The organism is Sphingomonas sp. FARSPH, from assembly GCF_003355005.1.
GTDB lineage: Bacteria > Pseudomonadota > Alphaproteobacteria > Sphingomonadales > Sphingomonadaceae > Sphingomonas.
In genome coordinates this window covers 229,442-247,768 of sequence record NZ_CP029985.1, presented here as the reverse complement: position 1 = coordinate 247,768, position 18,327 = coordinate 229,442, and the positions used below count along the sequence as shown (strand labels likewise).

Genomic DNA, 18,327 nt, shown 5'->3' with positions numbered 1-18,327 from the left:
GGTGGCGGGCGAAACGAGTGCAGGCAAGAGGGGGGGAGGCGGCCTGATCCCGGCGTGGACGGTGGCTTTCCCCGTCCTGGCAATCGTGGCCGTCGCGCTGTCGCTCTATTCGCGCGGGGCGTTCGGTACCGCGGCGGCGGCGGGGGTGCTGATCGGCGCGGTGATCGCGGCGGTGCACCATGCCGAGGTCGTCGCGCACCGCGTCGGCGAGCCGTTCGGCACCCTCGTGCTGGCGGTGGCGGTGACCGTGATCGAGGTGTCTCTGATCGTCAGCCTGATGCTGTCCAACGCGGGCGATGCGGCCAGCCTGGCGCGCGATACGGTGTTCGCCGCGATCATGATCATCCTCAACGGCATCATCGGCCTTTGCCTGCTGGCGGGGGGCGTCGCGCACGGCGAGCAGCGCTTCTCGCTGCGCGGGGCGAGCGCGGCCTTGTGCACGCTGGCGGCGCTGTCCGTGCTGTCGCTGATCCTGCCCAATTACGTGACCAGCGCGCCGGGGCCGACCTACGCCCCGGCGCAGCTGATCTTCGTCGCGGTGGTCAGCATCGTCCTCTACGGCACGTTCGTGCTGGTGCAGACGGTGCGCCACCGCGACTATTTCCTTGCCGCGGAAGATGACGACGCGGAGGATCATGCGAGCGTGCCGGACGATCGCACCGCGTGGATCGCGTTCGGCGTGCTGCTGGTCGCGCTGGTCGGCGTCGTGCTGCTCGCCAAGGGGCTGTCGAGCCGGGTCGAGGCGGCGATCGTATCCGCGGGCCTGCCGCTCGCCATCGTCGGCATCGTGATCGCGGCGCTGGTGCTGGCACCCGAAAGCCTGGCGGCGTTCCGCGCGGCGCGGCGCAACCGGTTGCAGACGAGCCTGAACCTGGCGCTCGGCTCCGCGCTGGCGACGATCGGGCTGACCATACCGGCGGTGGCGGCGGTCAGCCTGATCCTCGGCCTGCCGCTGGCACTGGGCATCGGGGCGAAGGGCATGACATTGCTCGCGCTGTCGCTGTTCGTCGCGACCGTGTCGCTGGGCACGGGGCGCACGACGGTGTTGCAGGGGGTGGTCCACCTCGTCATCTTCGCGGCCTATCTGTTCACGACGGTCATTCCTTAAAGGCTCAGCAATGACGGTGCGATTGGGCGTGCGCGGCGACGCCGCCGTGGTGGCGGCGATGCTGGCGCGGGCGTTTGGCGACGACCCGGTGTTCGCGTGGATATTCCCCGATCCCGTCGTGCGACCGGCACGGCTGCAGCGGTTGTTCCGCCAGCTCTACGCGAGCGATCTGCGCGGCGGCACCGCGCTGGTGACGCCGGCGGGCGAGGCGGCGACGCTATGGCGGGCGCCTGGACGCGCGCAGGTCGGCTGGGGCGAGATGTTGCGCCACGCGGTGCCGCTGATCGGCGCGATCGGCGGCGCGTTGCCGCGCGCGCTGGCGGCGGGCAGTGCGATCGACGCGCACATGCCCGTGGGCGATTTCTGGTACCTGCACATCGCCGGATGCGATCCGGCGATGCAGGGGCGGGGGCTGGGGCGGCAGGTGCTGACCGCGGGGCTGTCGCGGTTCGCGGGCCGGTTGCCCTGCTATCTGGAGACGGCGCTGGAGCGGAACCTGGGCTTTTATGCGAGCGCGGGGTTTCGCGTCACGGGCGAATGGCGGATCCGCCGCGACGGCCCCCGCATGTGGTCGATGCTGCGCGCGCCGGACTGAACGGTCAGAACAGGCCGGGCACGAAGCGTTTCACGCGGCGGGCGTAGACGTCGTAGGCTGCGCCGAACTGCACGGCGAGCAGGCGCTCTTCGACCCGGATGCGCAGCCAGGTGCCGAGCGCGTAGAGCGGCAGGCCGGCGACGAGCCGCGGCGTGTGGCCGAGCCCGAGGCCGAGTGCGACGAGCAACAGTGCCAGCGCGACATAGATCGGGTGGCGGACGTGTGCGAACGGGCCGGTGGTGACGAGCGCATGATCCGAACGCATCCGCGCAACCACGCTCCAGTTTTGGCCCATCGTCCGCCGCGCCCAGGCGAACAGGCCGATCGCGGCGGCGAGCAGCAGCGCGACCGTCCCCGCAAGGATCAGCGCCGGCGCGCCGAGCGGGTCCAGCGTCACCGCGACCGGGCCGGTCGCGGTGACCGCGAAGGCGAGACTCTGTACGATGATCCCGGCGAGCGAACGCGTATCGCGCCGTGCTCCGGGCTCGTCCCGCCGGCGCCAACGCGCGGCGAGCACGAGCGCGGCGAATATGAAAAAGCCGGTCGCGAGGACGGCGAGCGCGGGAAGGGCGGTGGCGTGGATCATCGCGCGCGCTGCCGGCTGGCGAGGAGGAGGCCGCCCGCGATCTGCGCGAGCGCGTAGAGGCGGCGTCGGCCGGGCCGGTCGACGAAGGGCGCGACCGCCTTTTCCGCGCCGAATGCCCGATCCTTCCATAGATCGACGTGGCGGCGCGGCTGGACGAGGCCGACCAGCCCGTCGCCGACCATGAAGATTGCCGCCATTTCGGCGATGCGCGATGTCAGCCGGCTCATTGCGTGCGCCGCGCGGACTGGGCGACGCGCCACGCCTGCATGTCCTCGACCGCGACGCTGCGGCGCAGGATCTTCGCATCCGGATCGACGACGTAATGCGTGCCCGCGGGAATGGTCAGCGTGCCATGGCCTTCGCTCATCGGCAGCGTCGTCAGTTTGCCCGCGACATCGACCTCGACCGGCATGGGGAAGGGGCCGCCGCCGGGCGCGTTCCACGCCAGCGTCACGGTGTCGCCCTGCCGCGTCTCGAGCAGTTCGGGCAGCTTCGCCTGGCGCAGGTAGACATCGAAGAACCATCCGTAATCCTTGCCCGTCACCTGGCGCACGAAGCCTTCATATTCGCGGCTGGAGCCGAAGCGCGGGGCGAAATTGCCGGGGCGCGGGTCGGGGCGGCCGTAGACCGCGAGGCGCGTCACCTTCCAGAAGGCATCGTCGCCGATCAGGCCGCGCAAGGTGTGCAGCATCCACGATCCCTTGACGTAGATGTCCTGCCCCGCGCCGCCATGGTCGGTCTCGTAGACCTGCTCCTCGGTCAGGACGCGATCCTGAACGATCGGCACCGTGTTCATGATCGTCGCGCGCTGCCCCTGCATCATCGCGGCGTAGCGCGCGCGACCCTCGCGCCACAGGCCATAGGCGGGCTGCATGTAGCTGCCATACCCTTCATGCAGCCAGTAATCGTCCCAATTCGCCGCGGTCAGCTGATTGGCGAACCATTCGTGCGTGAATTCGTGCTGGAACAGCCAGTCGAAACCCTCGATCGCCTTGGCATATTCGTTGCCATAGGCATTGATTGTCTGATGCTCCATGCCTTTGTGCGGAGTTTCGACGACGCCGACCTTTTCATCGCCGAAGGGATAAGGGCCGACGTTGGCCTCGAAGAAATCGAGCGTGGGGGCGAATTCGTCGAAAAGTTTTTGCGCCTGCGCCTTTTCGCCGGGCAGGTACCAGTAGAACATCGGGATCGTGTTGCCGAAGCGGCTCTTGTAGCTGCCTTCGATTACCTCATACGGGCCGACGTTGAGCGCGATCGCATAGGTATTGGGGTTGCGCGTGCGCCAGTTCCAGCGCGTGCGGCCGTCGGGAAGCTGGTCGACCGATAGAAGCTTGCCGTTGGATGGCGCCTTCAGCCCCTTGGGGATGGTGATGTGGATGTCGACGAGGCCGGGCTCGCCGGTCGGGAAGTCGAGGCACGGCCAGAACAGGTCGCAGCCATAGCCTTCGGACGTGGTCGCGAACCAGGTGCGGCCGTCGGGCGTCTTCGACCAGACCATGCCGTCGTCCCATGGCGCGCGCACCGCGACGTGCGACTGGCCGCCATAGGTGATCTTCGCGCTCACCTTTTCTCCCGCGGCGAGCGGGCGGGGGAGGGTGATCGCGAGCTGGCCTTCGGGGTTGGTCCATGCCGCCTTCGGCAGCGGCTGGCCATCGATGCTGATCGCGGTGACGGGCAGATTGCGATCGAGGTCGATCAGCAGGCGGGTGAGCGGCGCTTTCGCGGTGAAGCCCAGCGTCGCAACGCCGCTCAGCGTCTCCTTTTCAGGCAGCACCTCGAACGACAGATCGGCGGTGTCGAAGCGTAGCGCCAGCTGCTCGGGCGGGCGCTCGCCGCCCGACTTCTGCGTCTGTTCGGTGATCGGTGGCTCGCCCTTCTTGGGCAGGCCGGGCGCGGCGGCGACCAGGGCGAGGGCGGAGATGGCGAGCAATGGCTTCATGGGTCTCTCCTCAAATCCTCCCCGATCCGCGGGGAGGGGGACCGCCAGCCGCAGGCTGGGGGTGGAGGGGCAGACCCACGCGCGCCGGTCTGTTGGGCTGCCCCTCCACCACGCCTCTTCGAGGCGCGGTCCCCCTCCCCTGCGAGGCAGGGGAGGAATGTGTCGTCGTCACTTCTTCGCCGCAGCCGGCGCCTGCGCGGCCCTCCAGGCCTGATAGGCGTCGACCGCATCGTCCTGCTTGAGCAACCGGCTCATCGGGTCGATGACGACGTGGGCGCCTTCCGGCACGGTGATCGTCGCGAGGCCGCCGGTCATCGGCACCTTCTGGACCCGGTCGTCGATCTGCACCTCGACGGGGAGCGGGAAGGGCTTGTTCAGCGGCGTCTGCCATTTGAGCGTCAGCTGGCTCGCGTTGCGGTTGGCGACGAGCTTGGGCAGCGTCGCCTGGTAGAGGTAGACGTCGAAGAACCACTGCCAGTCCTGCCCCGTCGTCTGGTTGATGAAACGGATGAAGTCGGGCGTCGTGCGGAACACCGTCTGGAAATTGCCCGGCGCGGGATCGGTGCGGTTGTAGACGAGCAATTTCACCGCGTCGAAGAACGCCTTGTCCCCGATCGCATTGCGCAGCGTGTGGAGGATCCATTCGCCCTTCGTATAGATGTCGCCGCCGCGGCCGGGCGCCTTCTCGTACACGTCCTCAGCGGTCTGCGGCTTGCCGGTGACGAGCGGCGATTTGTTCTGGATACCGGGCCGCGCCGCCAGCATCATCGCGGTGTAGCGGCCGTCGCCCTCGCGCCAGCGGCCGTAGAGCGGCTGCATGTAGGCGGTGAAGCCCTCGTGCAGCCAGAAATCGTCCCAGTTGACCGCGGTCATCTGGTTGGCGAACCATTCGTGGCCGAATTCATGCTGGAACAGCCAGTCGAACCCTTCCGGCGCCTTGGCATAAGCATTGCCGTAGGCGTTGATCGTCTGATGCTCCATGCCCTTGTGCGGCGTCTCCACGACGCCGACCTTCTCGACGCGCCACGGATAGGGGCCGACGACGCCCTCGTAGAAATCCAGTGTCGGCGCGAATTCGGCGAACAGGCCCTTCGCCTGCTCCGTCTCGCCGGGCAGATACCAGTAATGCATCGGGATCGTGTCGCCATACTTGCTCTTGTACGTCCCGCTGATCTCCTCATACGGCCCGACGTTGAGCGCGATGCCGTAGAGATTGGGATGCGCGACTTCCCAGTTCCACGTCGTGCGGCCGTCCTGGAGCTGGTCGACGCCGAGGAGCTTGCCGTTCGAAGGCGCCTTCAGCCCCTTGGGCACGGTGATGTGCAGCGTGACCTTGTCGGGTTCGTAGGTCGGATAGTCGATGCACGGCCAGAACAGGTCGCACCCTTCCATCTGGACCGCGGTCGCGACCCAGGGCTGGCCGCCGGGCGTCTTCGCCCAGACGAAGCCGCCATCCCACGGCGCGCGCACCGCGGTGTGCGGGCGGCCGCCATAGGTGATCTTGACGACCAGCTTGGCATCCTTCGCCGCCTTCTTGGCGAGCGTGATCGTCATCCGCCCCTGCGGATTCTGGAAGCTCGCGTCGACGCCGTCGACCGTCACCGCGGTGACGGTGTAGTTGTTGTCGAGGTCGACGACGACCTTGTCGGTCCTGTCGAGCGTGGTGAAGGTCAGCGTCGCGACGCCGTTCAGCACCTCGCGGTCGGGATCGACCTCGAACTGCAGGTCGGCGGTGTCGAACCTCAGCTTCTTCTGCGCCGGGTCGAGCGGGCCGCCCGATGCGGAAACCTGCGCGGTGATCGGCGGCTTGCCCGGCTCCGCGGCAAAGGCGCTGCCCGACACCAACAATGCGGCAGCGAGCGTCAGGCGAAGCGTCATCGTATACCCCTTGTTTTCAACGCGGTGGTTTCCACACCGGGCGGCGTGCTGGCAAGGGGCTTCGTCGCGCGAACGGCTGGCCGCGAAACGATTGATGGATGCCGCAGCCTCCCCATATAGTGCATCATGAGGTGGCCCCGGTTCGGGTCGCCGCGGAGTTTGCATGCACACCAACTATCCCGTCCTGCCGCTGCGCGACATCGTCGTCTTTCCGCACATGATCGTTCCGTTGTTCGTCGGCCGCGACAAGAGTGTGTCCGCGCTGGAAGCAGCGATGGCGGCGGATAAGGAAATCTTCCTCGTCGCACAGCTCGACCCGGCAGAGGACGATCCGCAGCGCGAGGACCTGTACGAGGTCGGCGTCACCGCGACCGTGCTGCAGCTGCTGAAGCTGCCCGACGGTACGGTGCGCGTGCTGGTCGAGGGCAAAAAGCGCGGCCGGCTGTCGACGCTGGAGGAGGGCGAGGGGCATCTCGTCGCCGAGATCGAGCCGATGGAAGATGCTGAGCCGACGGGCCCAGAGATCACCGCGCTGATGCGCTCCGTCGTCGAGCAGTTCGAGAATTACGCCAAGCTCAACCGCAAGCTGCCCGCCGAGACCGCGGTGCAGCTGGGCGAGCTGGTCGAGGCGGCGAAGCTCAGCGACGCGATCATGGCGAATGTCCAGGTCAAGGTCGCCGACAAGCAGGCTTTGCTGGTCGAGACCGACCCCGCCAAGCGGCTGGAGATGGCGTACGCGCTGATGGAGGGCGAGCTCGGCGTCCTGCAGGTCGAGAAGAAGATCAAGAGCCGCGTCAAGCGCCAGATGGAGAAGACGCAGCGCGAATATTATCTCAACGAACAGCTGAAGGCGATCCAGCGTGAGCTGGGCAACAGCGACGACGAGAGCGACGGCGACGAGATCGCCGAGCTGACGCAGAAGATCGCGACGCTGAAGCTGTCCAAGGAAGCGCGCACCAAGGCGACCGCCGAGCTCAAGAAGCTGAAGACGATGGCGCCGATGAGCGCCGAGGCGACCGTCGTGCGCAACTACCTCGACGTGCTGCTCGGCCTGCCGTGGGGCAAGAAATCCAAGATCAAGAAGGACATCGCCGCGGCGCAGGCGGTGCTGGACGAGGATCATTACGCGCTGGAGAAGGTCAAGGACCGGATCGTCGAATATCTCGGCGTGCAGGCGCGGATGAACAAGCTGAAGGGGCCGATCCTGTGCCTGGTCGGCCCGCCGGGCGTCGGCAAGACCTCGCTGGGCAAGAGCATCGCCAAGGCGACGGGGCGCGAGTTCATCCGCCAGAGCCTAGGTGGCGTGCGCGACGAGGCGGAGATCCGCGGCCATCGCCGGACGTACATCGGCTCGCTGCCGGGCAAGATCGTCACCAACCTGAAGAAGGCGGGCACGAGCAATCCCTTGTTCCTGCTCGACGAGATCGACAAGCTGGGCCAGGATTTCCGCGGCGATCCGGCGTCGGCGCTGCTCGAGGTGCTCGACCCCGAACAGAACGGCAAGTTCAACGACCATTATCTCGAGATCGACATCGACCTCAGCGACGTGATGTTCGTGTGCACCGCGAACACGCTCAATCTGCCGCAGCCCTTGCTCGACCGGATGGAGATCATCCGGCTGGAAGGCTATACCGAGGACGAGAAGGTCGAGATCGCCGAGCGGCACCTGCTGCCCAAGGTGATCGGCGAACATGGCCTGAAGGACGGCGAGTTCACGCTGATCAATGCGGGCCTGCGCGCGCTGATCCAGAAGTACACGCGCGAGGCGGGCGTACGCACGCTGGAGCGCGAGATCGCCAAGCTGGCGAGGAAGGCGCTGCGCCGCATCCTGGAGGGCAAGGCGGAAAGCGTGACGATCACGCCCGACAACCTCCACGAATTCGCCGGCGTGCAGAAATTCCGCCACGGCCTGTCCGAGGAGGAGCATCAGATCGGCGCGGTGACCGGCCTTGCCTGGACCGAGGTCGGCGGCGAACTGCTGACGATCGAGAGCGTGACGGTGCCGGGCAAGGGCCAGGTCAAGACGACGGGCAAGCTGGGCGACGTGATGAAGGAATCGGTGCAGGCCGCCTTCAGCTTCGTGCAGGCGCGCAGTCCCAGCTATGGCATCAAGCCCTCGCTGTTCCACCGTAAGGATATCCACATCCACCTGCCCGAGGGCGCGGTGCCCAAGGACGGGCCGTCGGCGGGCATCGGGCTCGTTACCTCGATCGTCTCGACGCTGACCGGCGTCGCGGTGAAGAAGGAGGTGGCGATGACCGGCGAGGTGACGCTGCGCGGCCGCGTGCTGCCGATCGGTGGCCTCAAGGAAAAGCTGCTCGCGGCGCTGCGCGGCGGCATCACGACAGTGCTGATTCCGCAGGACAACGAGAAGGACCTCGCCGAGATTCCGCAGAACATCCGCGACGGGCTGACGATCGTGCCGGTCGGCCACGTCGACGAGGTGCTGGCGCTGGCGCTGACCGACACGCTGGAGCCGATCGACTGGACAGACGCCGATGAACTCGCCGCTTTGCCGCCGGCAGGGGTTGCGCAGGTCGCGGCGGAACGCCACCACTGATCCGCTGACCGATTATCCGCCTCCGCCGCGCCCATCCGAGGCGGCGGAGGCATTGACTCGTACCGTACGGACGGCCTTACTGACCTTTCGGCTTGGCCACACGATTCTCAATGATTTCAAAAAGGGGGCTCCTTTTCATGAACAAGCAAGAGCTGATTGCCAATGTTGCCGACACGTCGGGACTCGCGAAGGGGGATGCGACGAAGGCGGTCGAGGCGGTGTTCGACGCGATCACGGCCAGCCTGAAGAAGGGCGACGAAGTGCGTCTGGTCGGGTTCGGCACGTTTTCCGTGTCCAAGCGCAAGGCATCGACGGGACGCAACCCGCGCACCGGCGAGCCGATGACGATCAAGGCATCGAGCCAGCCCAAGTTCAAGGCGGGCAAGGGGCTGAAGGACTCGGTCAACTGACCGGGACGCGGGCCGGGCATTTTATGCTGGACGGGCGGCACGCCGCCGCCTAAAGGCCCGCTTCCCGACGAGTTTCGGGCGCGTAGCTCAGCGGTAGAGCACACCCTTCACACGGGTGGGGTCACAGGTTCAATCCCTGTCGCGCCCACCATTATAGCCCGCCCGGTCCGACGACCGGCGGGCTTTTTTGGCGTTTTGGGCGACGTGGCTTGTGGCGCGTGAGCGGTGCGGGGCTGGGGATGGCGCGCCATCGCCTGCGCGATACTCCTTTTACCTCGTCGTCCCGGCCGTAAAGCCGGGCAAGCTTGCGTACCAGTTGGAAGAAGAAGCGGGACCCCGGGTCAAGCCCGGGGTGACGCATAGGTGGCGAGCGATACGCGCGTTACGCAGCAGGGAAGCTGTCGATCAAGCTAGGTAGGTGGCCGCGCGTCGGCATGTCATCAATCTGTCGTGCAATTGCAGTAAAAACATCACGCAAATCTCATCTTTGCGTCATGGAACGCGCCTAGTCGCCGGATCGGGATCGGCAAGGGGGGACGCCTTCGCCGATCGCGGGCGTCCTTGCCCGACCCTCAACGACACGACGACTGGGAGCATCCGATCATGGCCGCCAAGACGCGCTACGGCAATTTCCTGATGATGACGAGCGCGAGCCTCGCGCTGGCGGCCTGCGGCGGGGCGGACAATGTCGCCTCGCCCGGCGCGGGCAGCGTGACGATCGTCCAGCCCGCCCCCGCGCCGTCGCCTTCGCCCTCGCCCAGCCCGAGCGCGTCGATCACCGCGGCGCAGTTCGCCGCGGCGACCACGGTCAACGGCATCACCGTGACGTCGGACGAGCAACTCGCGATCGTCAACGCCGGGACCAACAACAACATCAACGGGACGGGCGCGACCATCAACGGCGTCTATCCCGCCAGCGCCGCCTCGCTGACCGCGGCGAGCGATCCGTCGCGGATCGACAGCTTCTTCACCTCGACCAATTATGTCGGCGCGTTCAACGGCCCGACCGACACCAGCTTCCAGGGGTGGACCTGCAACTCGACGTCGGCGGAATTCGGCGGATCGGGCGCGCGCTGCACCGCGGTGCCGGCCGTGGGCACGCTGGCCGCGGGCACGAACTGCCCGACGGGCACGATCACGCCGACCGGGACGACGACGGGCGCGGCGAACGTCGCCACGGTCGGCGGCTTCAAGGTGTGCGACATCCCGCAGGCGATCACGACCAGCCTGACGCTGCCCCGCATCGCGGGCATCGCCTATCGCTTCACCGGCCAGACCGAGGTCGGCACCGACGTCGGCACGACCGGCGCCAATTCGGGCGTGACGCTGACGATCGAGCCGGGCGTGGTGATTTTCGCCAACGCCAACGAATCGACCAACGACCTGCTGCTGGTCAACCGCGGCTCGCGCATCCAGGCGGTCGGCACCGCGAGTGCGCCGATCATCTTCACCTCGCAGCAGAATCTGTCGACGAACGGTGTGTCCGACGCGACGCAGGGCCAGTGGGGCGGCATCATCCTGCTCGGCCGAGCGCCGACGGGCGTGTGCCGCAGCGGCACCGGCCCGAACAACGCCGCCGGATCGTCGACGACGTGCGAACAGGCGATCGAGGGCGTCACCGGGCGCTTCTACGGCGGGCCGAACGCCGCCGATTCTAGCGGCCAGATGTCCTACGTCCAGATCCGCTATTCGGGCATCGCGATCAGCGACGGCAACGAGCTGCAGGGGCTGACGCTGGGCGGCACGGGCTCGGGCACCATCATTGACCACGTGCAGAGCCACAATTCGGCCGATGACGGCGTCGAGATTTTCGGCGGCACCACCAACATCAAATATTTCGCGGTGACCGGCGCCGACGACGACGGCTTCGATATCGACAACGGCTATCGCGGCTTCATGCAGTTCATCGTCGCGGCGCAGCGCCTGCTGGGTGCGACGGCCGACAGCTTCTCGACTGAGATCGACTCGAACAACGCCGAGGATCTGCTGCCGCGCACCTTCTCGACCTTCGCCAACTTCACCTTCATCCAGACCGCGCTCGCACCCGCAGCGATCCGCCAGCGCGGCGGGTCGGACATGCGCTTCGTCAACGGCGTGGTGAAGACCCCGGCGAGCGTCGCGTGCGTCAACATCATCGCGGGCGAGCAGACCGCGGGCGGCCGCACCACAGTGCGCCCGGCGGACAGCGCGCTGCAGGACTTCGGCCCGCCGTCGTTCAACTCGGTCTACTTCGCCTGCAACGGCCGCTGAGGCCACCCCCTCGGCAACGCGGTGTCCGGGGTGGCGGCAGCGCCGCCCCGGACACCTGTTTTGAAGACCCCTTGCACCGGGAACCCACGGTCATGCAGCAGCAGCGGCTCGCCTTCGCCACGCTCCTTCTTCTTTCCTCGACGCTGACGGCGCCGGCCGTGCTGGCCCAGACCGGCGGTGCGACGCCGCCGCCTGCGCAGACGTCGACCACCGCGACGTCAAACACGCCGACGTCCGACGCCGCGACCGCACAAGACCCCCAGGCGACGCCCGCCGACCAGGAACAGGTCGAGGTGTCCGCGCCGGGCGCGCAGGATCTGGGCGACGTCGTCGTCGTCGGCCGCAACATCCCGAATACGGTACGCAGCACCGCCCAGATCGTCTCCGTCCTGTCGAGCGCGGACATCGCGCGGACCGGCGAGGGCGACATCGCCGGCGCACTGACCCGCGTCACCGGCCTGTCGGTGGTCGGCGGCGGCTTCGTCTACGTCCGCGGGCTCGGCAACCGCTACAGCTCGTCGCTGCTCAACGGATCGCCGCTGCCGAGCCCAGAGCCGCTGCGCCGCTCGGTGCCGCTCGATATCTTCCCGACGACGATCGTCGGGTCGGCGCTGGTCCAGAAGACCTATTCGGTAAACTATCCCGGCGAATTCGGCGGCGGCGTCATCAACCTGACGACGAAGGCGATCCCCGAGAAGAACTTCCTGTCGGGCGGCGCGACGATCGCGGCGGACGATGCGACGACGAGCGAGCTCGGCTATACCTATTACGGTGGCGGCGCGGACTGGATCGGGTTCGACGACGGCGCGCGCAAGGTGCCCGGCTTCATCACCAGCGCGCCGAACGGATCGGGCCTGATCCCGGCGGCGCAGGTCGCGCAGCTGACCAATGCGCCGACGACCCTGCTCCAGCGCAACAACCAGCTGCCGGCGAACTGGTCGGCGGAGCTGAGCGGCGGCTCGGTGTTCGACCTGGGCGGATCGCGGCTCGGCGTCATCGCCTCGCTGAGCGCGAGCAACACATGGCGCACGCGCCTGTCGACGCAGCAGGACTCGGTCAGCGAGAACGGCCAGCTGCGCAACGATTTCCGCACGCTCATCACCGACAATCGCGCGGTCGCCAATGCACTGATCGGCCTCGGCTACGAATTCGGCGGAAACACCGTGCGGTGGACCAACGTCTATATCCACGACACGCTGAAGCAGGCGCGCGGCTCTGCGGCGACGTTGTACAACAACCCGTCGGGCCTGCGTTTCCAGCAGAATACGAGCTGGTTCGAGCGGCAGCTGATCGAAAGCCAGCTGGTCGGCGAGTTCAAGCTGTCCGACGCGTTCAAGATCGACGCGCGCGGCGCCTATGCCAATTCGAAGCGCAATGCACCGTACGAACGGCAGTTCGATTATCTCTGCTCCAACCGCACCACCACGGGCCTGCCGATCATTAATGACGGCGTGCAGCAGGCGGGCGGCTTCCAGTGCGACGGCGCCTATCAGGTGACGCAGCGCTTCACGCCCTTCGCTTCGATCATCTTCAGCAAGCTCAACGAGGATCTGTACACCGGTCAGGCGGACGCGTCGTACAAGCTTGACACCGATCGGCCGATGACGCTGTCGGCGGGCTATTTCTACCAAGGGACGAAGCGCACCTCGTCGCGGTTGCAGTTCAATTACCAGACGTCGCTGGGCGGCGGCACCGCGCCGCAATATCCGTACAACCTGTTGCGGCCCGACTATCTGCTGAGCCCGGACGTCATCAACAACGCCTGCCCGCAGACGGCGAACACGATTCCGTGCACGATCCAGCTGCAGTTCAACACGCCGCTGGGCGCGTATGAATATACCGCCAAGCTCGACGTTCATGCGGGATATGTGCAGGCGGAGGCCGAGGCGCTGGACGGCGTGCGCGCGGTGATCGGCGTGCGGTACGAGACGGGCGACGAGCGCGTGACGCCGATCAAGTCGACGACGACGCGGCTGAAGAACGATTACTTTCTGCCCGCCGCGACGCTGACCTGGAACTTCGCGCAGGATCAGCAGCTGCGGGCGAGCTTTGCCAAGACGATCTCGCGCCCGCAGTTCCGCGAACTGGCGCCGCAGCAGTTCCGCGACCCGGATTCGGATCGCCTGTTCTTCGGCAACCCGAACCTGCGCGATTCGCAGCTGTACAATCTCGAGGCGCGCTACGAATGGTTCTTCGGCCGCGATCAGCGGTTTACCGCGGCGGGCTTCTACAAGCGCATCGACAATCCGATCGAGCAAGTCGGCTTCTACACCGGCGCGGACGACCGGTTGCAGACGGGCTTCACCTATCTGCCCAAGGCGACGTTGTACGGCGGCGAGGTCGAGCTGCAGAAGTATTTCAAGCTGGGCGACGTGTTCGGCGGTGATTTCTTCGCGACACGGCGCGCCTTGTTCATCGCCAACTATACCTACACCAAGTCGAAGATCACCGCGGACACCAGCTGCGTGCCCGACGTGTCGCCGGGCGCGCAGGCGGCGAACGGCTGTGCCGCGGGCTTCGGCCGTGCGTTCAAGCTGTTCCGCGACGGCGCGCCGCTGACGGGGCAGTCGGACCATCTGGTCAACGTGCAGGTCGGCCTGGAGGACACCGCCTCGCTGTCGCAGATCACGTTGCTGTTCAACTATGCCAGCGACCGCGTCACCAATCGCGGCCCGTCGCTGCTGGGCGGCGACCGGTTCCAGCCGGACATCATCGAACACCCCGGCATCCGCGTCGACATGGTCGTGCGCCAGGGGTTCGAGGTCGCGGGCGGCAAATGGGAACTGAAGGCGGAGGCGCGCAACCTGACGCGCACGCGCTATCGCGAGAGCCAGACATTCGCGAACGGGAATGAAGTGTTCATCAACCGGTACAATCTGGGGCGGGTATTCAGCCTGGGGCTGAGCACGACGTTTTGATTATGCTCAATCCTCCCCGGCTTTTGCAGGGGGAGGGGGACCGCCGCCGAAGGCGGTGGTGGAGGGCAGTCATGAGGGATATCGCCCTTGGCTGCCCCTCCACCACCCGGCTGCGCCGGGCGGTCCCCCTCCCCGCGGAGCGGGGAGGATTGGTTATTGCCACGGTCTTTCGCGAAACCATTTGGTGATGACATATTTGACGCCGGCGCGCACCTTCATCCCCTGATGCAGCGTGGCGGGGTTGAGCGATTCGTCGGGGCGACGGTTGCTCCACGCGACGAGCTTGCCGGTTTCGGGCTGGATCGTCTTATCGACCGCCTTGAACCGCGTCGCACCGCCGGCGTCGGGAACGTTGAGATAGATCATCACCGTCCACGTCCGGTTGCCCGCCAGCGTGCAATAGCGGGCGAAGTCGACGCCATCGGGATCGAAATAATCGGTATGCCCCTTGAACTCCTGCCCGACCGCATAGCGTTGCCCCTGCAACGGCTCGCCATGCGCGGGGTCGAGCCCGGTGAAGGCGGCGATGCGCGCCTCGACCGCCTGCACGATCGGGTCCGCGGCGGAAAGGTCGCCCGTCTCGCTGGTGCGGAAGGCCGCGTCGCCATTGGGGTCGGCGATCGTCGAGGGACGGCGCACCGCGTCGATCCGCTCGATCAGCACGGCGCACAGGTCGGGCGGCAGGAAATCGCGCGCGACGAACAGGTCGAGCTTCGCGCTCGGCACCTTCTGCACGCCAGCGTGCGACAGGATGCGGTCGGCGATCGGGCGCGGATCGGCGCCATTGCCGAGGATCGGAAGCGTGGTCATGGCGGCATCGATACGGCGCAGCGGCACGGACGCCAAATGGCCAAGTGGTCTTTTCGACGCGTTGGGGCCTATGACGCCGCGCCGTAACATGGCATGCGTAGCCCCGAGGGTGCGGGACCGGGAACCTTTATGCGTTTGAAGCTGGACGCGCGCACGCGCCGCCTGTTGCGGCGGCTGCCGGTCGTCAACGTCTACTCGATCGCCGAACTGGCCCTGCTTGCCGGGTTGGCGGTGCAATCGGCGCGGCTGGTGTGGACGCTCGTCACGCCGGTGTCGCCGCTGGGCGACTGGCGGCCCGCTGATATCCAGGTGCCGGGCCAGCCCGCGGACGTGCTGGCGAGCTTCGATCCGTTCTTCCGCCTGGGCGGTGGCGCGACGCCGGCGCCGACCGCGGTCACCGCGCTGCAGCTGATGCTCTATGGCATTCGCGTCGACGAGGCGTCGGGCCGGGGCTCGGCGATCGTCGCGGGGCCGGACGCGGTGCAGAAGAGCGTCGGCGTCGGCGAGGAGATCATCCCTGGCGTGACGCTGAAGGCGGTAGCGTTCGACCATATCACCATCGACCGCGGCGGCGCGGCGGAAGACCTGTTCCTGACGCAGGACAATGCGCCCGCCGCCGGCCAGACCCCGGGCGCGCCCGCGCCAGCGCAGGGCGGTGCCGCCCCCGCCGCGACGCCTGCAATCCAGGCGGGGCAGCTGCGCAACGAGATCGGCTTCATCCCGCGGATCGACGGCGGCCGGCTGACCGGGCTCGTCGTCCGGCCGCAGGGCACGGGCGCGCTGTTTCGCGCCAGCGGGCTGCGCGAGGGCGACGTCATCGTCTCCATCGGCGGACGCCCGGTCAGCGGCCCGCAGGACATCGATCGCGTCACCGCCGACTTCGCCAAGGGCGGCAATATCCCCATCAGCGTCGAGCGCGGCACGGAAACGCTGCCCCTCGCCATCACGGTCGTAGCCACGCCATGAAGACTGCCTTTCTCGCCTCCGCCGCCCTGCTGCTGGCCGGACTGTCCCTGCCCGTGGGCGCGCTGGCGCAAACCACGCTCAACGTGCGCGATGCGGACATCCGCGCATTCATCGCCGACGCCGCGCGCGTCACCGGGCGCACGTTCATCATCGACAACCGGGTGCAGGGAAAGGTGACCGTCGTCACCGACCGGCCGCTCAGCAAGTCGGAATATTTCGAGGCGGTGCTGTCGACGCTGCGTGCCAATGGGCTGGTCGCGGTGCCGACGGGCAATGGCGCGCTGCGCGTGCAGCCGATCGACAATGCCGCGGCGCAGCCCAGTCGGATCGGCCTGACCGGTGCCAACCGCAACAGCCTGGTGACCGAGATCGTGCGGCTGCGCTCGATCGATGCGGCGCAGGCGATCGAGACGGTGCGCCCGCTGGTCAGCGCGCAAGGGTCGGTCAGCGCCAATCGCGGCGCGAACAGCCTGGTGATCGTCGATTTCGCCGACAACATCCGCCGCGTGCGCGAGGTGCTGCGCCGCGTGGATGCGGACAATGCGACGTCGCGCGTCGTCTCCCTGAAGAATGCGAGCGCGAAGGAGATCGCCGCGGCATTGCAGGGGCTTGCGGGCACCGGCGGCGGGGGGCAGGGCGGCGGCGTGCCGGGCGGCGGTGCCGGCCTGTCGGTCGTCGCGGTCGACAGCGCGAACAGCGTCATCATCCGCGGCGATGCGACCAGCGTCGCGCGCCTCGCCGCGATCGCCGCCGACCTCGACCAGAAGGCGAAGAACGGCACCGAGATCAAGGTGGTGTTCCTGGAGAACGCCGATGCGGCGCAATTGCTGCCCGTGCTGCAGCAGCTCGTCGGCCAGGCGCCGGACCAGCCGCAGGCGACGCAGCTGACCCGTGCGGGATCGGGGCTGAGCGCCAATGGCGGGGCCGGCGGCAGCCGCGGCGGCAATACGTCGCTGTCGCAGCCGGTGATGGCGCAGGCGCCGGTGAGTGCCGGGGGCGGCGGCGGTGGCGGCGGTGGCGGCACCGGCCAGCCCGCGATCACGACGCAGGGCGGGCGCACCGCCGCGGTCGTCACACGCTTCCAGGGTGCGAACGCGATCGTCATCGCCGCGCCCGCCGATATCCAGCGGCAATTGTCGGAAGTGGTGCGCCAGCTCGACACGCGGCGCGAGCAGGTGGTGATCGAGGGGATCGTCGCCGAAGTCTCCGACGCGACGGTCAACCGGCTGGGCGCGCAGTTCATCCTGGCCAACCCGTCGGGCGGCGCGTTCGCGGCGTCGACCTTCTCCAACTCCGCGCCCAACATCCTGCAGATCGCGGGTGCGATCGGCGCGCGCGAGCTGGGCAAGAACACGACGACGACGATCGCGAACGGCGTGACGACGACCGTCACCACCAATACCGGCGCGTCCGACCAGCTGACGCAGAGCGCGATCAGTTCGATCATCGGATCGTCGGGCGGGTTCGGCGGGTTCGGCGGCAAGGTCGGCGACGTCATCTTCGGCGCGATCATCAACGCGGTGAAGAGCGACACGACATCGAACCTGCTCCAGGTCCCCCATCTCGTCACGCTCGACAACCAGGAAGCGTACAGCCTGGTCGGGCAGGAGATTCCGATCACGACGGGACAGGCGCTGTCGAACAATTTCGACAACACCTTCCGCACGACGCAGCGGGAGAATGTCGGCATCGAGCTGACCGCGCGGCCGCAGGTCAATTCGTCGGGGTCGATCAAGCTCAACCTGCGCCTCGAGGTCAGCTCGATCGCGGGGCCGGTGTCGAACGACAACAGCGACCTCATCCTCAACAAGCGCCAGATCGAGACGACGCTGACCGTCGACGACGGCCAGATCGCGGTGATGGGCGGCCTGTTGAGCGACGAGGAACGGCGCACGATCGAGAAGATCCCGCTACTCGGCGACATCCCCGTGCTCGGCAATCTGTTCAAGTCGAAGGCGAAGTCGCGCAACAAGACCAATTTGATGATCTTCATCCGGCCGACGATCTTGAGAACGCCCGAGGACAGCCGCAAGCTCGCCGAGCAGCGCTACGGCTATCTGCGGTTGCAGCAGGGGTTGCAGACGCCGGGGCAGGAGCCGACGATCGACGAACTGGTCCGCGATTATATGGGGGCGGCGCCGCCGATCCCCTCCGCGCCGGTGCCGGGCAATATCGAGGACCCGCGCGTCGCGGTGCCGGTGCAGACGAGCGTGTCGCAGCGGACGATCCGGCCGGGGAAGCGGCGGTGATGGGCCAGATTCGGCCTGCTTCGGCGTCATCCCCGCGCAGGCGGGGATCCAGACA

The 18,327-nt window shown here is 67.5% G+C and carries 13 protein-coding genes and 1 tRNA gene; 9 read left to right on the top strand and 5 right to left on the bottom strand.

The window, feature by feature from the left end; all coding sequences use genetic code 11:
• Window positions 1-61: 61 nt before the first annotated feature.
• Together DM480_RS01225 and DM480_RS01220 are read left to right on the top strand one after the other, a co-directional pair.
• Complete coding sequence (locus DM480_RS01225; protein WP_232834072.1) at window positions 62-1,108, top strand: calcium:proton antiporter; 1,047 nt, start codon at window positions 62-64, stop codon at window positions 1,106-1,108.
• 10 nt (window positions 1,109-1,118) lie between these two features.
• A complete protein-coding gene (locus tag DM480_RS01220) occupies window positions 1,119-1,703 on the top strand; it encodes a GNAT family N-acetyltransferase (RefSeq protein WP_232834071.1) in 585 nt (194 codons plus the stop codon).
• A 4-nt stretch (window positions 1,704-1,707) separates the two neighbouring features.
• Here the strand turns inward: DM480_RS01220 and DM480_RS01215 are convergent, their stop codons facing one another.
• The 4 genes from DM480_RS01215 to DM480_RS01200 all read right to left on the bottom strand — a co-directional run bounded on the left by DM480_RS01215 (window position 1,708) and on the right by DM480_RS01200 (window position 6,109).
• Window positions 1,708-2,289 carry a methyltransferase family protein gene (locus DM480_RS01215; protein WP_115377196.1) on the bottom strand — a complete coding sequence of 194 codons (582 nt, stop codon included), beginning with the start codon at window positions 2,287-2,289 and terminating at the stop codon, window positions 1,708-1,710.
• Complete coding sequence (locus DM480_RS01210; protein WP_115377195.1) at window positions 2,286-2,516, bottom strand: hypothetical protein; 231 nt, start codon at window positions 2,514-2,516, stop codon at window positions 2,286-2,288. The genes DM480_RS01215 and DM480_RS01210 overlap by 4 nt, the downstream gene beginning before the upstream one ends.
• Window positions 2,513-4,231 carry a M1 family metallopeptidase gene (locus DM480_RS01205; protein WP_115377194.1) on the bottom strand — a complete coding sequence of 573 codons (1,719 nt, stop codon included), beginning with the start codon at window positions 4,229-4,231 and terminating at the stop codon, window positions 2,513-2,515. Before DM480_RS01205 ends, DM480_RS01210 begins: the two co-directional genes overlap by 4 nt.
• A 168-nt stretch (window positions 4,232-4,399) precedes the next feature.
• Complete coding sequence (locus DM480_RS01200) at window positions 4,400-6,109, bottom strand: M1 family metallopeptidase (protein ID WP_115377193.1); 1,710 nt, start codon at window positions 6,107-6,109, stop codon at window positions 4,400-4,402.
• A 163-nt stretch (window positions 6,110-6,272) separates the two neighbouring features.
• Here DM480_RS01200 and lon point away from each other — a divergent pair, with 163 nt between their 5' ends.
• From lon to DM480_RS01175, 5 genes are all read left to right on the top strand, one after another.
• Window positions 6,273-8,669 carry an endopeptidase La gene (gene lon / locus DM480_RS01195; RefSeq protein WP_115377192.1) on the top strand — a complete coding sequence of 799 codons (2,397 nt, stop codon included), beginning with the start codon at window positions 6,273-6,275 and terminating at the stop codon, window positions 8,667-8,669.
• 137 nt (window positions 8,670-8,806) lie between these two features.
• A complete protein-coding gene (locus DM480_RS01190; RefSeq protein WP_115377191.1) occupies window positions 8,807-9,079 on the top strand; it encodes an HU family DNA-binding protein in 273 nt (90 codons plus the stop codon).
• Window positions 9,080-9,155: 76 nt separating this feature from the next.
• Window positions 9,156-9,230: transfer RNA gene (locus DM480_RS01185), tRNA-Val, on the top strand.
• 452 nt (window positions 9,231-9,682) lie between these two features.
• Window positions 9,683-11,329, top strand: coding sequence for a hypothetical protein (locus DM480_RS01180; RefSeq protein WP_115377190.1), 1,647 nt, complete (start codon window positions 9,683-9,685; stop codon window positions 11,327-11,329).
• 92 nt (window positions 11,330-11,421) lie between these two features.
• Window positions 11,422-14,247 (top strand): TonB-dependent receptor domain-containing protein, encoded by a 2,826-nt coding sequence (locus tag DM480_RS01175; protein WP_115377189.1) that lies wholly within the window; start codon window positions 11,422-11,424, stop codon window positions 14,245-14,247.
• A gap of 153 nt (window positions 14,248-14,400) precedes the next feature.
• Here the strand turns inward: DM480_RS01175 and DM480_RS01170 are convergent, their stop codons facing one another.
• On the bottom strand, window positions 14,401-15,057 hold the full coding sequence (locus DM480_RS01170; protein WP_115380627.1) for a prolyl hydroxylase family protein: 657 nt from the start codon (window positions 15,055-15,057) through the stop codon (window positions 14,401-14,403).
• A 129-nt stretch (window positions 15,058-15,186) separates the two neighbouring features.
• Here DM480_RS01170 and DM480_RS01165 point away from each other — a divergent pair, with 129 nt between their 5' ends.
• A complete protein-coding gene (locus DM480_RS01165; protein WP_115377188.1) occupies window positions 15,187-16,023 on the top strand; it encodes a type II secretion system protein N in 837 nt (278 codons plus the stop codon).
• Window positions 16,020-18,272: a type II secretion system secretin GspD gene (gspD, locus tag DM480_RS01160; RefSeq protein WP_115377187.1), complete on the top strand. Its 2,253-nt coding sequence runs from the start codon at window positions 16,020-16,022 to the stop codon at window positions 18,270-18,272. Before DM480_RS01165 ends, gspD begins: the two co-directional genes overlap by 4 nt.
• Window positions 18,273-18,327: the final 55 nt, after the last annotated feature.

Coding starts and splice junctions, on each gene's coding strand:
- DM480_RS01210 (WP_115377195.1), bottom strand. CDS start 2,516: ATGAGCCGGCTGACATCGCGCATCGCCGAAATGGCGGCAATCTTCATG.
- DM480_RS01205 (WP_115377194.1), bottom strand. CDS start 4,231: ATGAAGCCATTGCTCGCCATCTCCGCCCTCGCCCTGGTCGCCGCCGCG.
- DM480_RS01170 (WP_115380627.1), bottom strand. CDS start 15,057: ATGACCACGCTTCCGATCCTCGGCAATGGCGCCGATCCGCGCCCGATC.
- DM480_RS01215 (WP_115377196.1), bottom strand. CDS start 2,289: ATGATCCACGCCACCGCCCTTCCCGCGCTCGCCGTCCTCGCGACCGGC.
- lon (WP_115377192.1), top strand. CDS start 6,273: ATGCACACCAACTATCCCGTCCTGCCGCTGCGCGACATCGTCGTCTTT.
- DM480_RS01220 (WP_232834071.1), top strand. CDS start 1,119: ATGACGGTGCGATTGGGCGTGCGCGGCGACGCCGCCGTGGTGGCGGCG.
- DM480_RS01180 (WP_115377190.1), top strand. CDS start 9,683: ATGGCCGCCAAGACGCGCTACGGCAATTTCCTGATGATGACGAGCGCG.
- DM480_RS01165 (WP_115377188.1), top strand. CDS start 15,187: ATGCGTTTGAAGCTGGACGCGCGCACGCGCCGCCTGTTGCGGCGGCTG.
- DM480_RS01175 (WP_115377189.1), top strand. CDS start 11,422: ATGCAGCAGCAGCGGCTCGCCTTCGCCACGCTCCTTCTTCTTTCCTCG.
- DM480_RS01200 (WP_115377193.1), bottom strand. CDS start 6,109: ATGACGCTTCGCCTGACGCTCGCTGCCGCATTGTTGGTGTCGGGCAGC.
- gspD (WP_115377187.1), top strand. CDS start 16,020: ATGAAGACTGCCTTTCTCGCCTCCGCCGCCCTGCTGCTGGCCGGACTG.
- DM480_RS01190 (WP_115377191.1), top strand. CDS start 8,807: ATGAACAAGCAAGAGCTGATTGCCAATGTTGCCGACACGTCGGGACTC.